Genomic DNA, 12,842 nt, shown 5'->3' on the forward strand with positions numbered 1-12,842 from the left:
TCATGCAGTTACTGCTGCTGCCAGCTCTTCACCAGCTCGTCGTAGTTGATGGTGATCGGCTTTTCCTTTTCGTTCTCGATCTTCAACTGCGGCGCAAGGTTGCCCTTCGAGACCGCGTCCTTGTTCCAGTATTCGAGATCATGCTCTTCGGCCATCTTCGGGCCGATATCGCCCTGGACGCCCGACTTTTCGATGCGGCTCATGACCTTTTCCTGCTCGGCGCAAAGCGAGTCCATCGCTTCCTGCGCGGTTTTGGCGCCCGACGACGCATCGCCGATCGCCTGCCACCAGAGCTGAGCGAGCTTCGGATAGTCAGGCACGTTGGTGCCGGTCGGCGACCACTGGACGCGGGCCGGCGAGCGGTAGAACTCGATCAGGCCGCCGAGCTTCGGAGCGCGCTCGGTGAAGCTCTTGTCGTGGATCGTGCTCTCGCGGATGAAGGTCAAGCCGACATGGCTCTTCTTCACGTCGACGGTCTTCGAGGTGACGAACTGGGCGTAAAGCCAGGCGGCCTTGGCGCGGTCGGTCGGCGTCGACTTCATCAACGTCCAGGAACCCACGTCCTGGTAGCCGAGCTTCATGCCGTCCTTCCAGTAGACACCATGCGGCGACGGCGCCATGCGCCACTTCGGCGTGCCGTCGTCGTTCAGCACCGCCTTGGCGCTGGCGTCGACCATCGAGGCGGTGAAAGCGGTGTACCAGAAGATCTGCTGGGCCACCCCACCCTGCGCCGGAACCGGGCCGGATTCGGAGAAGGTCATGCCCTGCGCTTCGGCCGGAGCGTAGGCCTTCAGCCAGTCGAGGTATTTCTGGATCGAGTAGACGGCAGCCGGACCATTCGTGTCGCCGCCGCGCGCGGTGCAGGAGCCCACGGGCCGCGAATTCTCGTCGACCTTGATGCCCCATTCGTCGACCGGCAGGCCGTTCGGAATGCCCTTGTCGCCGTTGCCGGCCATGGACAGCCAGGCGTCGGTGAACCGCCAGCCGAGCGATGGGTCCTTCTTGCCGTAGTCCATGTGGCCGTAGACCTTCTTGCCATCGATTTCGCGGCCGGTGAAGAACGCGGCGATGTCCTCATAGGCCGACCAGTTGACGGGAACGCCGAGGTCGTAGCCGTACTTGGCCTTGAAGTCGGCCTTGTTCTTCTCGTCGTTGAACCAGTCGTAGCGGAACCAGTAGAGGTTCGCGAACTGCTGGTCCGGCAGTTGATAGAGCTTCTTGTCGGGCGCCGTCGTGAACGAGGTGCCGATGAAGTCCTTCAGGTCGAGATTCGGATTGGTGACGTCCTTGCCGTCGCCTTCCATCCAGTCGGTCAGGTTGCGCACCTGCTGGTAGCGCCAGTGCGTGCCGATCAGGTCGGAGTCGTTGACCCAGCCGTCATAGAGGTTCTGACCGGTCTGCATCTGGGTCTGGATCTTCTCGACGACGTCACCTTCCTGGATCGTGTCGTGGGTGACCTTGATGCCAGTGATGGCCGAGAAGGCCGGCGCCAGCACCTGCGATTCATAGGAATGGGTGGCGATGGTTTCCGACACGACCTTGATGTCCATGCCGGCAAACGGCTTGGCTGCGTCGATGAACCACTGCATTTCCTTTTCCTGATCGGCGCGCGAAAGCGTCGACAGATCACCTATCTCCTTGTCGAGAAAGGCTTTTGCCTCGTCCATACCGGCATAGGCGTTACCTACGCCCAGCAATAGTGCAATGGCTGTCGTTGATGTAAAAATTTGCCGTCGCATGTGTTTCCTCCAGTCTTAGGTTGCAAGTGCGATCTGGAGCGGCCGCCGGCACGCGGCCGCTCCAACTATTTCCCCCTCTATACGTATCGGAATACGCCGATCGCGTAGACCACGGAGAGAGCGAGAGCCCACCACAGGTTGGGTCCAACAAGACCCAGCCAAGCGAGATGGATAAAGGCGCTGCCGAGCAGCGACAGGAAGAGGCGGTCGCCGCGCGTCGTTTCGAAGCGCAGGATCCCGACGCGCGGATTGCCGCCGGGCGAGGCATATTCCCAGGCCGCCATGCCGACCAGCAGCAGCAATACGGTTCCGAAGAAAGCCGCTGTCGGCAACGTCCACGCCATCCAGGAGAAGTCGAGGTTCATCGATCATACCCTCCCCAGGGCGAAGCCCTTGGCGATATAGTTGCGCACAAACCAGATCACCAGCGCGCCGGGGATCAGCGTCAGCACGCCGGCTGCGGCGAGCAGCCCCCAGTCCATGCCGGCGGCCGAGACGGTGCGGGTCATGGTGGCCGCGATCGGCTTGGCGTCGGTCGTCGTCAGCGTGCGGGCGATCAAAAGCTCCACCCAAGAGAACATGAAGCAGAAGAAGCAGGCGACACCGATGCCACTCGCGATCAGCGGCATGAAGATCTTTATGAAGAAGCGCGGGAAGGAATAGCCGTCGATATAGGCGGTCTCGTCGATCTCCTTCGGCACCCCGGACATGAAGCCTTCCAGGATCCACACCGCAAGCGGCACGTTGAACAGGCAGTGCGCCAGCGCCACGGCGATATGCGTGTCGATCAGGCCGAAGGCCGAATAGAGCTGGAAGAACGGCAGGGCGAACACCGCCGGCGGCGCCATGCGGTTCGTCAACAGCCAGAAGAACAGGTGCTTGTCGCCGAGGAAGCGGTAGCGCGAGAAGGCGTAGGCCGCGGGCAGCGCCACGGCCACCGAGATCACCATGTTCATCACGACATAGGTGATCGAGTTGATGTAGCCCGAATACCAGGACGCATCGGTGAAGATGGTGCGGTAATTTGCCAGCGTCGGATTGTGCGGGAACAGCGTCAGCGACGAGACGATCTCCGCATTGGTCTTGAAGCTCATGTTGATGAGCCAGTAGATCGGCAGCAGCAGCACGACGATGTAGAGTGTCGGCACAATCCACCACCAGCGCGATTCCTCGCCCCGGCGCCGCATCAGCTTCGCCACCTCGTCCTGCGAAAGGGTGCTGCCTACCTCGGTGACCGCCGCTTCGCTTACGCGTGTCGTCTCGTTTGCGCTCGCCATCTCAGCGCTCCGCGTCGTAGTTGGTCATCACGGTGTAGAACACCCACGACAACAACAGGATGATCAGGAAATAGACCAGCGACATGGCCGCCGCCGGACCGAGATCGAACTGACCGAGCGCCATCTTGACGAGGTCGATCGACAGGAACGTGGTCGAATTGCCGGGACCGCCGCCGGTGACGACGAAGGGCTCGGTATAGATCATGAAGGAGTCCATGAAGCGCAGCAGCACCGCGATCAGCAGCACGCGCTGCATCTTCGGCAACTGGATGTAGCGGAACACCGCCCAGCGCGAGGCGCCGTCGATCTTGGCCGCCTGGTAGAAGGCGTCCGGGATCGAAACCAGGCCGGCATAGCAGAGCAGCACGACCAGGCTCGTCCAGTGCCACACGTCCATGATGATGACGGTGACCCACGCGTCGATCGGATCCTGGACATAGTTGTAGTCGATGCCGAATGCGTTGACGTAGTAGCCGAGCAGGCCAATGTCGTTGCGGCCGAACACCTGCCAGATCGTGCCGACAACGTTCCATGGGATGAGCAGCGGCAGCGCCATCAGCACCAGGCAGACCGGCACGCCCCATCCCTTCTTCGGCATGTTGAGCGCGATGAAGATGCCGAGCGGCACCTCGATCGCCAGGATGATGAAGGAGAAGATCAGGTTGCGCGCCATCGCTTCCCAGAAGCGGTCGGACGCCAGCAACTCCTCGAACCACTCGGTGCCGGCCCAGAAGAAGACATTGTTGCCGAACGTGTCCTGCACCGAATAGTTGACGACGGTCATCAGCGGAATGACGGCCGAGAAGGCCACCAGCACCAACACCGGCAGGACGAGGAACCAGGCTTTGTTGTTCCAGGTCTTTTCCATCTACGCCCCCATCTCGACGCGCCATGAATCGGCATAGATGTTGATGCCGGCCGGATCGAAGCGGACCCTGGGTTCGGTCGGCACCTCATCGTCCTCGCCGATGACGGCGGCGATCTCTTTGCCCTCGAGATTGGCGCGAACCACCTTGTGGCGGCCAACATCCTCGACCTTGCTGACGGAAACCGCCATGCCTTCGCGGCCGAGCCGGACATATTCGGGACGGATGCCGAGCTCGACGGGACCGGCTTCGGCCTTGGGTGCGCCCGGCAGTTCGATGCGCTGCGAGCCGAGCAAAGCCGTCCTGCCTTCGAGCGCAACCGGAAGCACATTCATGCCCGGCGAACCGATGAAATAGCCGACGAAGGTGTGGCGCGGCCGCTCGAACAGCTCGGCCGGCGTGCCGATCTGCACGATCTCGCCGTCATACATGACCACGACGCGGTCGGCGAAAGTCAGCGCTTCGGTCTGGTCGTGCGTGACATAGACCATGGTGTAACCAAACCGGCGATGCAGCTGCTTCAGCTGCGAACGCAGCACCCATTTCATATGCGGATCGATGACGGTGAGCGGCTCGTCGAACAGGATGGCGTTGACGTCCGAGCGCACCAGTCCTCGACCGAGCGAGATCTTCTGCTTCTGGTCGGCGGTCAGCCGGCGCGCCTTCCGGTTCGCCATCGAGGCGAGATCGATCATGTCGAGCGTCTCGCGCACCTTGCGGTCGACATCGGCCTCCGGCACGCGGCGGTTGCGCAGCGGAAAGGCCAGATTGTCGTAGACGGTCATGGTGTCGTAGATGACCGGGAATTGGAACACCTGGGCGATATTGCGCTCCTGCGTCGACAGATTGGTCACGTTCCGGCCGTTGAACAGGAGCTGGCCGTGCGAGGGATGGAGCAGCCCCGAGATGATGTTGAGCAAGGTGGTCTTGCCGCAGCCGGACGGCCCGAGCAGCGCATAGGCGCCGCCGTCCTCGAAGGTGTGATGCACTTCCTTCAGCGCGAAATCCGAATCCTTCTTTGGATTGGTCAGGTAGGAGTGGCGGATGTGGTTGACGTCGATGCGTGCCATCGCTCCCTCCTCAAGCCGCCAGCTTCGACGCAGTCACCGCGCGGCCGTTCTGGTCGAAGACCATGATGTGGCGCGGGTCGATGAACACCTCGACCTCGTCGTCGGTCTCGAAATCGAGGATGCCGTGCGCGAGCATCACCCAGCGCGCGTCGGCGAAGTCGAGATGGACGAAGCTTTCCGAGCCGGTGATCTCGGTGATGGTGACCTTGGCCCGCACCGGCACGGCGCCGGGGTTGGGACGCTCCAGCGACAAATGGTGCGGCTGGAAGCCGATCGTGTAGCTGGCATCCGGAATGCCGAGCAGTTCGGGCGGCACCGGCAGCTTCACGCCTCCTTCGAGAAGGAAGTCCGATCCCTTCTTGGCGAGCACAATGGTGTTGAGCGGAGGGTCGGCGAAGGTCCGCGCCGTCACCAGGTCGACCGGCTTGCGGAAAACCTCGACGGTTGGGCCGAACTGCGTGACGCGACCTTCCGAAAGCGTCGCGGTGTTGCCGCCGAGCAAAAGCGCCTCGTGCGGCTCGGTCGTGGCATAGACGAAGATCGTGCCCGCCGCGGCGAAAATCTTCGGCAATTCGGCGCGCAACTCCTCGCGCAGCTTGTAGTCGAGATTGGCGAGCGGCTCGTCGAGCAGCACCAGGCTGGCGTTCTTGACGATGGCGCGGGCAAGCGCCGTGCGCTGCTGCTGGCCGCCCGAGAGGTTGAGCGGCGTGCGGTCGAGATAGGGCGTGAGCTTGAGAAGTGCCGCAGCGTTGCGCACCTCCTTGTCGATCCTGGCCTGTTCGATGCCGGCAACCCGAAGCGGCGAGGCGATGTTCTCGTACACCGTCATCGCCGGGTAGTTGATGAATTGCTGGTAGACCATGGCGACGTTGCGCTTCTGCACCGGCTGTCCGGTGACGTCCTTGCCGTCGAACCAGACCGAGCCGGAAGTTGGCGCGTCGAGCCCGGCCATCAGCCGCATCAGGCTGGTCTTGCCGGAAAGCGTCGGCCCGAGCAGGACATTCAGCGAGCCGTGCTGAAGCGTCAGCGACACGTCGCGGATATGCTCCTGCGCGCCGACCGTCTTCGTCACGTTCCTCAATTCCAGCATCACGCCTCCTCCCAGGCCTTGCGCATCAGCGCTCGATCCTCATTCCGCCGCGGCGACATGGCGGCTGCTTAACCCGCGCATGAATTCTTCCAATGCCGCCGTCTGCTCGCGGCTGAAATGCAGGCCGCGTTTGGTCCTGCGCCACAGCACGTCCTCGGCGGTGATCGCCCACTCGTTCTCGACCAGGTAGCGCACCTCGGCTTCGTAGAGGTCGGCACCGAAATTGCGGCCGAGATCGGCATTCGACTTGGCGAGGCCAAGCAGCTTCTCCGCGCGCGTGCCGTAAAGCCGGGTCAACCTGCGTGCCAGCCGTTGGTCGAGGAACGGATAGGCGTTCTTGAGCCTCGATACCTGCTCGTCGAACCCGGTCGCCGGAAAATCGCCGCCGGGCAGCGGCGCGTTGGCGGTCCATGGCTTGCCGCGCTTGCCGAGAAAGCCTTCGAGCTTCTCCAACATCGATTCCGCCAGCCGGCGGAACGTGGTGATCTTGCCGCCGAAGGCGTTGAGTAAGGGGGCGGCACCCTCCCCGCCATCGGCCTTCAGCACATAGTCGCGCGTCGCCTCCTGCGCCTTCGAGGCGCCGTCGTCATAAAGCGGGCGCACCGCCGAATAGGTCCAGACGATGTCCGAACGCTTGACCGGCTGGGCGAAATATTCGCTCGCGGCGGCGCAAAGATAGTCGATCTCGGTATCGCTGATCTTCACCTCATGCGGATCGCCGGGAAAGTCGCGGTCGGTGGTGCCGATCAGCGTGAACTCTTCTTCGTAAGGAATGGCGAAGATGATGCGTCCGTCCTTGTTCTGAAAGAAATAGGCGCGCGGATCGTCGAACTTCTTGCCGATGACGATGTGGCTGCCCTGCACCAGCCGAACATTGTGCACATCGTTCTGGCCGACGGTTTTTGCCAATACCTGATCGACCCACGGCCCGGCGGCGTTGACGAGAAGACGCGCGCGGACTTCCTCGATCTCGCCGGTCAGCACGTTCTGGATCTTGATCGTCCACAGCCCGCTCTCGCGGCGCGCGCTGACCACCTTGGTGCGAGTGCGGATGACGGCGCCGCGGTCGGCCGCGTCGCGGGCATTGAGCGCCACGAGGCGGGCATCGTTGACCCAGCCGTCCGAATATTCAAACGCCTTGCGGAACAGCGGCTTCAGCGGCTTGCCGGCCGGATCGGTGGCCATGTCCAGCGTCTTGGTCGCCGGCAGCAGCTTGCGCCCGCCGATATGGTCGTAAAGGAAAAGGCCGAGCCGGATCAGCCAGGCCGGACGCAGGCCCTTGGCGTAGGGCAGCACGAAGCGCATCGGCCAGATGATATGCGGCGCGTTCTTCCACAGAACCTCGCGCTCCATCAGCGCTTCGCGCACCAGCCGGAATTCGTAGAACTCGAGATAGCGCAACCCGCCATGGATCAGTTTGGTCGAGCCGGAGGAAGTCCCGCTGGCGAGATCGTTCATCTCGGCGAGGTATACGGAAAATCCGCGGCCAACGGCGTCGCGGGCGATGCCGCAGCCATTGATGCCGCCGCCTATGACAAAAATGTCATGGATCGGAGATGCGTCCACAGGGTTCCTCCACGATTTCGCATTGCACCATTTTTGTGTTTCGCGAAACCGTGGCGGGATTATTTCGAACTCGATCCGAATGTCAAACGAAATATCACAGGTGCGTGAGATGTCCGTGAAGAGACGTTATCCGAGCGCTGTCTCGATCAAACGAACCTCCGTTTCCTCGCAAATCCGGCGCACCGAAGGGATGTCGCAACGGTCGGTGATGAAGGTGTTCACCTGCGACAGGTGACCAATGCGAACCGGCGCCGTGCGCTCGAATTTTGTCCGGTCGGAGACGAGAATCACATGACGCGCATTGGCGATGATGGCCTGCGCCACTTTCACTTCGCGAAAGTCGAAGTCGAGCAGCGCGCCGTCATGGTCGATGGCCGAGGCGCCGATGACGGCGTAGTCGACTTTGAACTGGCGAATGAAATCCACCGCGGCCTCACCCACGACGCCGCCGTCGGAGCCGCGCACAACGCCGCCGGCGATCACCACCTCGATCGAAGGATAGATCCGCATCCTATTGGCAACGTTGATGTTATTGGTGATCACCATAAGCCCGTTATGGTCGAGAAGCGCCTTTGAGACAGCTTCCGTCGTGGTGCCTATATTGATGAACAGCGAGGCGTTGTCGGGAATAAGCCTGGCCGCCGCGCGGCCGATCGCTTCCTTCTCATCGGCAGCGATTTTGCGCCGCGCCTCGTATTCCATGTTCTCGATGCCGGACGGAAACAGCGCCCCGCCATGGATGCGCGTCAGCAGCCGCTGGTCACAGAGGTCGTTGAGGTCCTTGCGGATGGTCTGCGGCGTCACGCTGAAATGTGTCGCCAGGTCGTCGACCAGCACCCGGCCGTTGTCCTTCGCCATCTGGATGATCTCGGCGTGGCGTGGCGAAAGGAACATCCGCTATCCTTCATTTTCGTTTTTTCCGTCTATATCGGAAAACGAAAGTGATGGAAAGGGACAAGCCGGCTAACGAAATTCACCTTCTCGCAAAGACAAACCGGTCCGCAATCAGTTTGCCGCCTCAAGGGTAAGCCGGCGCGCAATCTCTGTGACGACATCGAAGGCCGCATCAATATCGCCGGCCGTGGTCTCGAACTGTCCCGCCTGAAAGCGGATCGCCACCCGGCCATCGACGCGCGTCTGCGTTAGATAGATGCGTCCGTCCGTGTTGATGGCATCGACGAGACGCAAATTGTGCTCGTCTGGATCGGCACCCTGAGGGGCGCGATGGCGGAACGAGAACAGCGACAGCATGGGCTCGGTGACGAGCTCGAAATCCGCTTCCCCGGCCAGCCGTGCGGCAAGGCCCTCGCTCCAGGCTACATGGTTTCGGATCATCTTGCGCAATCCTTCCAGTCCGTGGGCGCGCAGCAGGAACCAGAGTTTCAGCGCACGGAATCGGCGGCCAAGCGGCACCGACCATTCCGAATAGTTGATGATGCCGTCATGACCTCTGGTCTTGAGATAGTCCGGCTTGATGGCCAGCGTGCGCACAAGGTCTTCCGGTTGGCAGACGAACTGGATCGAGCAGTCGAATTGCGCGCCGAGCCACTTGTGCGGATTGAAGACGATGGAATCGGCGCTCTCGACACCGGCCCAGAAATGCCGGTACTCCGGGCAGATCATCGCCGACCCGGCCCAGGCCGCATCGACGTGCAGGTAAAGGCCGTGCCGCTTCGCCACGGCCGCTACGGCAGCGATGTCGTCGGTGCCGCCGGTGCTGGTGCCGCCGACGCAGGCGACAATGCCCGCCGGCAGCAGGCCGGCCTCGCGATCGGCGATAATTGCCGCCTCGAGCGCCGCCGTATCCATCGCGCGAAAACGACCGGTTACCGGGATACGGATGAGATTCTCCTCGCCGATGCCGGCGACCCAGATCGCTCGGTCGATCGAGGTGTGAACCTGGTTGGAGCAATAGACACGCAGCTTCGCCTGGCCGGCGAGACCTTGTCTGTTTCCCTGCCAGTCAAGCGCCCGCTCGCGCATGGTGAGCACCGCGGCAAGCGTCGCCGACGAAGCCGAATCCTGAATGACACCGGAGAATCCTTCGGGCAGGCCCAGCGCCTGGCGCATCCAGTCGACGATACGCGTCTCGAGCTCTGTCGCCGCCGGCGAGGTCTGCCACAGCATGCACTGCGCGGCCATCGCCGAGACGAGATACTCGGCCACCACCGAGACCGGCGCCGCGTTGGCCGGGAAATAGGCGAAGAAGCGCGGATGCTGCCAATGCGTCATCCCGGGCACGATCTTCGTTTCGAAATCGGCGAAGATTTTTTCCATCGGCTCGGCCGTCTCGGGCGGCGACTCTTCGATGCTCCTGAATATGTCGCCGGGCCCGATCGCCGGCCGCACCGGACGATCGCGCAGGCTGGACCGGTAGTCCACGCCCCAATCCGCGGCTCGCCTCGACCAATCGCGGAATTCTTTCTTGTCCATGTATCCTCTCAGCAGCCGCCGGACCTTGATCGGCCCGCCACTTCGGCTTTTGATTAACAAGTTAAATATAATGAGGCAACCGCTTCGTAGGCGAACGCCCTAGCCGGGAAAATCGGGCAGGCTGGCGAAGGCCGCCTTTAGCGCGTTGGACCAGCCATCCGATATGGTTCGGTAATATTGGTCGTCATGACCGATCCGCTTCTTCAGGCCGACCTTGAAAGCATCCAGTTCCAGGAAGAGCAGGTCGAGCGGCAGGCCGACCGACAGGTTCGACTTCAGCGTCGAGTCGAAGGAGACCAACAGCAGCTTCACCGTCTCGGCCAGGCTCATCGTACGGTCATAGGCACGGATGATGATCGGCTTGCCGTATTTGGTCTCGCCGATCTGGAAGAATGGAGTGTCGTCGGTCGACTCGATGAAATTGCCCTCGGGATAGATCATGAACAGCCGGGGTTGGCTGCCCTTGATTTGGCCGCCGAGGATGAAGGAGGCGTTGAAATAGGAATCCGCCTGATCGCCGGCGGGCGAAGAGTGTGCGATCACCTCTTTCACCGTCTCGCCGACCAGCCGCACCGTCTGGTACATTGACGGGGTCTCGAGCAGCTTCTCGTGACGGTCGCCGGCCGCCTTGTTGCGCTCGTCCAGCAGGCTGACCACGGCTTGCGTCGTGGCAAGATTGCCTGCAGACATCAGCACGATGACGCGCTCGCCAGGCTCTTCCCAGACATGCATCTTCCTGAAGGTCGAAATCGAATCCATGCCGGCATTGGTGCGCGTGTCCGACATGAACACGAGTCCACGATCGATCTTGAGGCCGACGCAATAGGTCATGGTCGCTCTTCTGGTGAATCTTGGCAGAGACTACTGCTCTACCGTGACGGTGACGGCAAGCTTCTCTTCCGCTTGCCCCAGCAGTATTCCCGACACAGGCGAGGCATCGCGATAGTCCCGACCCGTCGCCATTCTTACATAGCGTTCGTCGGGCGAGATACCGTTGGCGGGATCAAAGGCAACCCACCCCAGGCCCGGCACATGCGCTTCGGCCCAGGCATGGCTTGCCGCCTGCTCGACCGAGGCATCCATCATCAGATAGCCGCTGATATAGCGCGCGGGGAAGCCCATCACGCGCGCCACGGCGGTGAAGATGTGGCTGTGATCCTGGCAGACACCGGCCTTGAGCGTTAGCGCTTCTTCCGCCGGCGTCACGGCGCTGGTCGTCCCGGGCTTATAGGCGACGCGCTCCCGGATCGCGCCCATCAGCTTGTGCAGCCTGTCGATATCCGTCCCCTCCCCGACCGAAGCGGCCAGGTCGCGAATGCCGTCGCCGACGGTCGTAAGCGGCGTTTGCTGGCTGAAAAGCCAGAGCGGCGCGAAACCATGATGCACACCGGACACACCGGCAGTGTCGCGCGTCGTCACCTCGCCCGCCGCCTCGACTATGATGGTGTGCTGGCCGCCCTCGGCGCTCACCAGCCGCGTGTCATTGCCGAAATGGTCCGTGAAGCGAACCTCCTCTCGCGCGCCGTCGATCTTGATCACCCAGGACGCAACCGTCTGAGTCGATCCGCTGACCGGCGTCAGGCGCAGTCGCTGCAACAGGTACTGCACCGGTGCATCGTAGCGGTACTCGGTTCGGTGTGTGATCTTGAGCCGCATGGCGCCTGTCTCTCCAGCGCTCAGTAGAACCGGTAGTCCAGGGCGATCTCATCCCCCAGCCTAGTGTTGTCACGAATGAATTCCGCCAGGAACTCATGCAGGCCGTGGTCGAAAATATCCTTGATCGACCCCTTCTTCAGCATCGTCTGAATTTTCTCGGCGGTGGCGTGGCAGGCATGGCGCTCGCCATAGTCGTCGGCGAGGAATCTCAAATGCTCGCCGAGGAAGCGATAGCAGAAGGTCAGCGAGCGCGGCATACGGACATTGAGGATCAGATAGTCGGCGATGTTGGTCGGCTTGTAGTCCGCGTCATACACCCACCGGTAGGAGCGGTGCGCCGACACCGAGCGCAAGATCGATTCCCATTGATAATTGTCGAGTGTCGAGCCCACCCAGGAGATCGACGGCAAGAGCACATAGTATTTCACGTCGAGGATGCGGGCCGTGTTGTCGGCGCGCTCCACATAGGTGCCGAGCTGCGAGAAGTCGAAGATCTCGTTGCGCAGCATCGTGCCGTAGAACGAGCCGCGGATCAGCGCCGTCTCGCGCTTGATCGCATCGAGCACCGTCGGCAGATCGCGCTCGTCGATCGGCCGTGCCAGCATCCGCTTCAGCGACATCCAGGCCTCGTTGATGCTCTCCCAGGTCTCGCGCGTCAGCGCCGTGCGCACCATGCGCGCATTGTTGCGCGCCGTCTCGATCGAGGCCATCGTGCTCGACGGGTTCGAAGTGTCGCGCAGCAGGAAATCCGAGACGTTGGCGACAGTGTAGTCCTGGTATTTCTGCGAGAAGGCCAGGTCGGAGCCGGCGCTGAGCAGCACGGAGTTCCATTCCTCCGACGCGTTCTGCGTGCGCGTCAGCGCCATGCGCAGGCCGGCATCGACCAGGCGCGCCATGTTTTCGGCCCGCTCTATGTAGCGGTTCATCCAGTAGAGACCGTTGGCGGTGCGGCCGAGAAGCATGTCAGCTTGCTCCGGTGTCGAGCGAATGGCGAATAGTGAGTAGCGAGTAGCGAAAAAAAGATTTCATGATCTCTGTTGAAGGCTCCTGATCATCGATCGCAGCATTTTTCCGATTTCGTCAGTTTGGCCACCTTCCAAACAATTAGGTCTCTGTAAAAATTGATTGCGTCGGATCCCCTCTTT

Annotated in this window: 12 protein-coding genes; all 12 read right to left on the bottom strand. The window is 61.9% G+C overall.

Going from position 1 to position 12,842, the window contains the following annotated elements:
* Positions 1 to 8: 8 nt before the first annotated feature.
* The 12 genes from P9230_RS00735 to P9230_RS00790 all read right to left on the bottom strand — a co-directional run bounded on the left by P9230_RS00735 (position 9) and on the right by P9230_RS00790 (position 12,659).
* A complete protein-coding gene (locus P9230_RS00735) occupies positions 9 to 1,739 on the bottom strand; it encodes an ABC transporter substrate-binding protein (protein ID WP_066992542.1) in 1,731 nt (576 codons plus the stop codon).
* A 77-nt stretch (positions 1,740 to 1,816) separates the two neighbouring features.
* Positions 1,817 to 2,104, bottom strand: coding sequence for a DUF2160 domain-containing protein (locus P9230_RS00740; RefSeq protein WP_067319787.1), 288 nt, complete (start codon positions 2,102 to 2,104; stop codon positions 1,817 to 1,819).
* A gap of 3 nt (positions 2,105 to 2,107) precedes the next feature.
* Positions 2,108 to 3,016 carry a carbohydrate ABC transporter permease gene (locus P9230_RS00745; RefSeq protein WP_278116992.1) on the bottom strand — a complete coding sequence of 303 codons (909 nt, stop codon included), beginning with the start codon at positions 3,014 to 3,016 and terminating at the stop codon, positions 2,108 to 2,110.
* 1 nt (position 3,017) lies between these two features.
* Positions 3,018 to 3,884 carry a sugar ABC transporter permease gene (locus P9230_RS00750; RefSeq protein ID WP_066992534.1) on the bottom strand — a complete coding sequence of 289 codons (867 nt, stop codon included), beginning with the start codon at positions 3,882 to 3,884 and terminating at the stop codon, positions 3,018 to 3,020.
* Positions 3,885 to 4,952: an ABC transporter ATP-binding protein gene (locus P9230_RS00755; protein ID WP_067319784.1), complete on the bottom strand. Its 1,068-nt coding sequence runs from the start codon at positions 4,950 to 4,952 to the stop codon at positions 3,885 to 3,887.
* A gap of 10 nt (positions 4,953 to 4,962) precedes the next feature.
* A complete protein-coding gene (locus P9230_RS00760; protein WP_095825324.1) occupies positions 4,963 to 6,042 on the bottom strand; it encodes an ABC transporter ATP-binding protein in 1,080 nt (359 codons plus the stop codon).
* 39 nt (positions 6,043 to 6,081) lie between these two features.
* Entirely contained in the window at positions 6,082 to 7,608 is a 1,527-nt protein-coding gene (gene glpD / locus P9230_RS00765; RefSeq protein ID WP_278116994.1) for a glycerol-3-phosphate dehydrogenase, read from the bottom strand.
* A 126-nt stretch (positions 7,609 to 7,734) separates the two neighbouring features.
* On the bottom strand, positions 7,735 to 8,502 hold the full coding sequence (locus P9230_RS00770; RefSeq protein ID WP_066992523.1) for a DeoR/GlpR family DNA-binding transcription regulator: 768 nt from the start codon (positions 8,500 to 8,502) through the stop codon (positions 7,735 to 7,737).
* Between the two features lie 111 nt (positions 8,503 to 8,613).
* Positions 8,614 to 10,041 carry a pyridoxal-dependent decarboxylase gene (locus P9230_RS00775; RefSeq protein ID WP_278116996.1) on the bottom strand — a complete coding sequence of 476 codons (1,428 nt, stop codon included), beginning with the start codon at positions 10,039 to 10,041 and terminating at the stop codon, positions 8,614 to 8,616.
* A 99-nt stretch (positions 10,042 to 10,140) separates the two neighbouring features.
* Positions 10,141 to 10,872 carry a peptidase gene (locus P9230_RS00780; RefSeq protein WP_066992517.1) on the bottom strand — a complete coding sequence of 244 codons (732 nt, stop codon included), beginning with the start codon at positions 10,870 to 10,872 and terminating at the stop codon, positions 10,141 to 10,143.
* 30 nt (positions 10,873 to 10,902) lie between these two features.
* Positions 10,903 to 11,697 carry a transglutaminase family protein gene (locus P9230_RS00785; protein ID WP_278116998.1) on the bottom strand — a complete coding sequence of 265 codons (795 nt, stop codon included), beginning with the start codon at positions 11,695 to 11,697 and terminating at the stop codon, positions 10,903 to 10,905.
* Positions 11,698 to 11,717: 20 nt separating this feature from the next.
* Positions 11,718 to 12,659, bottom strand: a complete 942-nt coding sequence (locus P9230_RS00790; protein WP_066992511.1) for an alpha-E domain-containing protein — start codon at positions 12,657 to 12,659, stop codon at positions 11,718 to 11,720.
* Positions 12,660 to 12,842 lie beyond the last annotated feature (183 nt).

It is taken from the genome of Mesorhizobium sp. WSM4887, assembly GCF_029625865.1.
GTDB lineage: Bacteria > Pseudomonadota > Alphaproteobacteria > Rhizobiales > Rhizobiaceae > Mesorhizobium.

Excerpts from the sequence above, each read along its gene's own strand:
- P9230_RS00740 (WP_067319787.1), bottom strand. The coding sequence starts at position 2,104 with ATGAACCTCGACTTCTCCTGGATGGCGTGGACGTTGCCGACAGCGGCT.
- P9230_RS00755 (WP_067319784.1), bottom strand. The coding sequence starts at position 4,952 with ATGGCACGCATCGACGTCAACCACATCCGCCACTCCTACCTGACCAAT.
- P9230_RS00770 (WP_066992523.1), bottom strand. The coding sequence starts at position 8,502 with ATGTTCCTTTCGCCACGCCACGCCGAGATCATCCAGATGGCGAAGGAC.
- P9230_RS00760 (WP_095825324.1), bottom strand. The coding sequence starts at position 6,042 with ATGCTGGAATTGAGGAACGTGACGAAGACGGTCGGCGCGCAGGAGCAT.
- P9230_RS00775 (WP_278116996.1), bottom strand. The coding sequence starts at position 10,041 with ATGGACAAGAAAGAATTCCGCGATTGGTCGAGGCGAGCCGCGGATTGG.
- P9230_RS00780 (WP_066992517.1), bottom strand. The coding sequence starts at position 10,872 with ATGACCTATTGCGTCGGCCTCAAGATCGATCGTGGACTCGTGTTCATG.
- P9230_RS00790 (WP_066992511.1), bottom strand. The coding sequence starts at position 12,659 with ATGCTTCTCGGCCGCACCGCCAACGGTCTCTACTGGATGAACCGCTAC.
- P9230_RS00750 (WP_066992534.1), bottom strand. The coding sequence starts at position 3,884 with ATGGAAAAGACCTGGAACAACAAAGCCTGGTTCCTCGTCCTGCCGGTG.
- P9230_RS00745 (WP_278116992.1), bottom strand. The coding sequence starts at position 3,016 with ATGGCGAGCGCAAACGAGACGACACGCGTAAGCGAAGCGGCGGTCACC.
- P9230_RS00785 (WP_278116998.1), bottom strand. The coding sequence starts at position 11,697 with ATGCGGCTCAAGATCACACACCGAACCGAGTACCGCTACGATGCACCG.
- P9230_RS00735 (WP_066992542.1), bottom strand. The coding sequence starts at position 1,739 with ATGCGACGGCAAATTTTTACATCAACGACAGCCATTGCACTATTGCTG.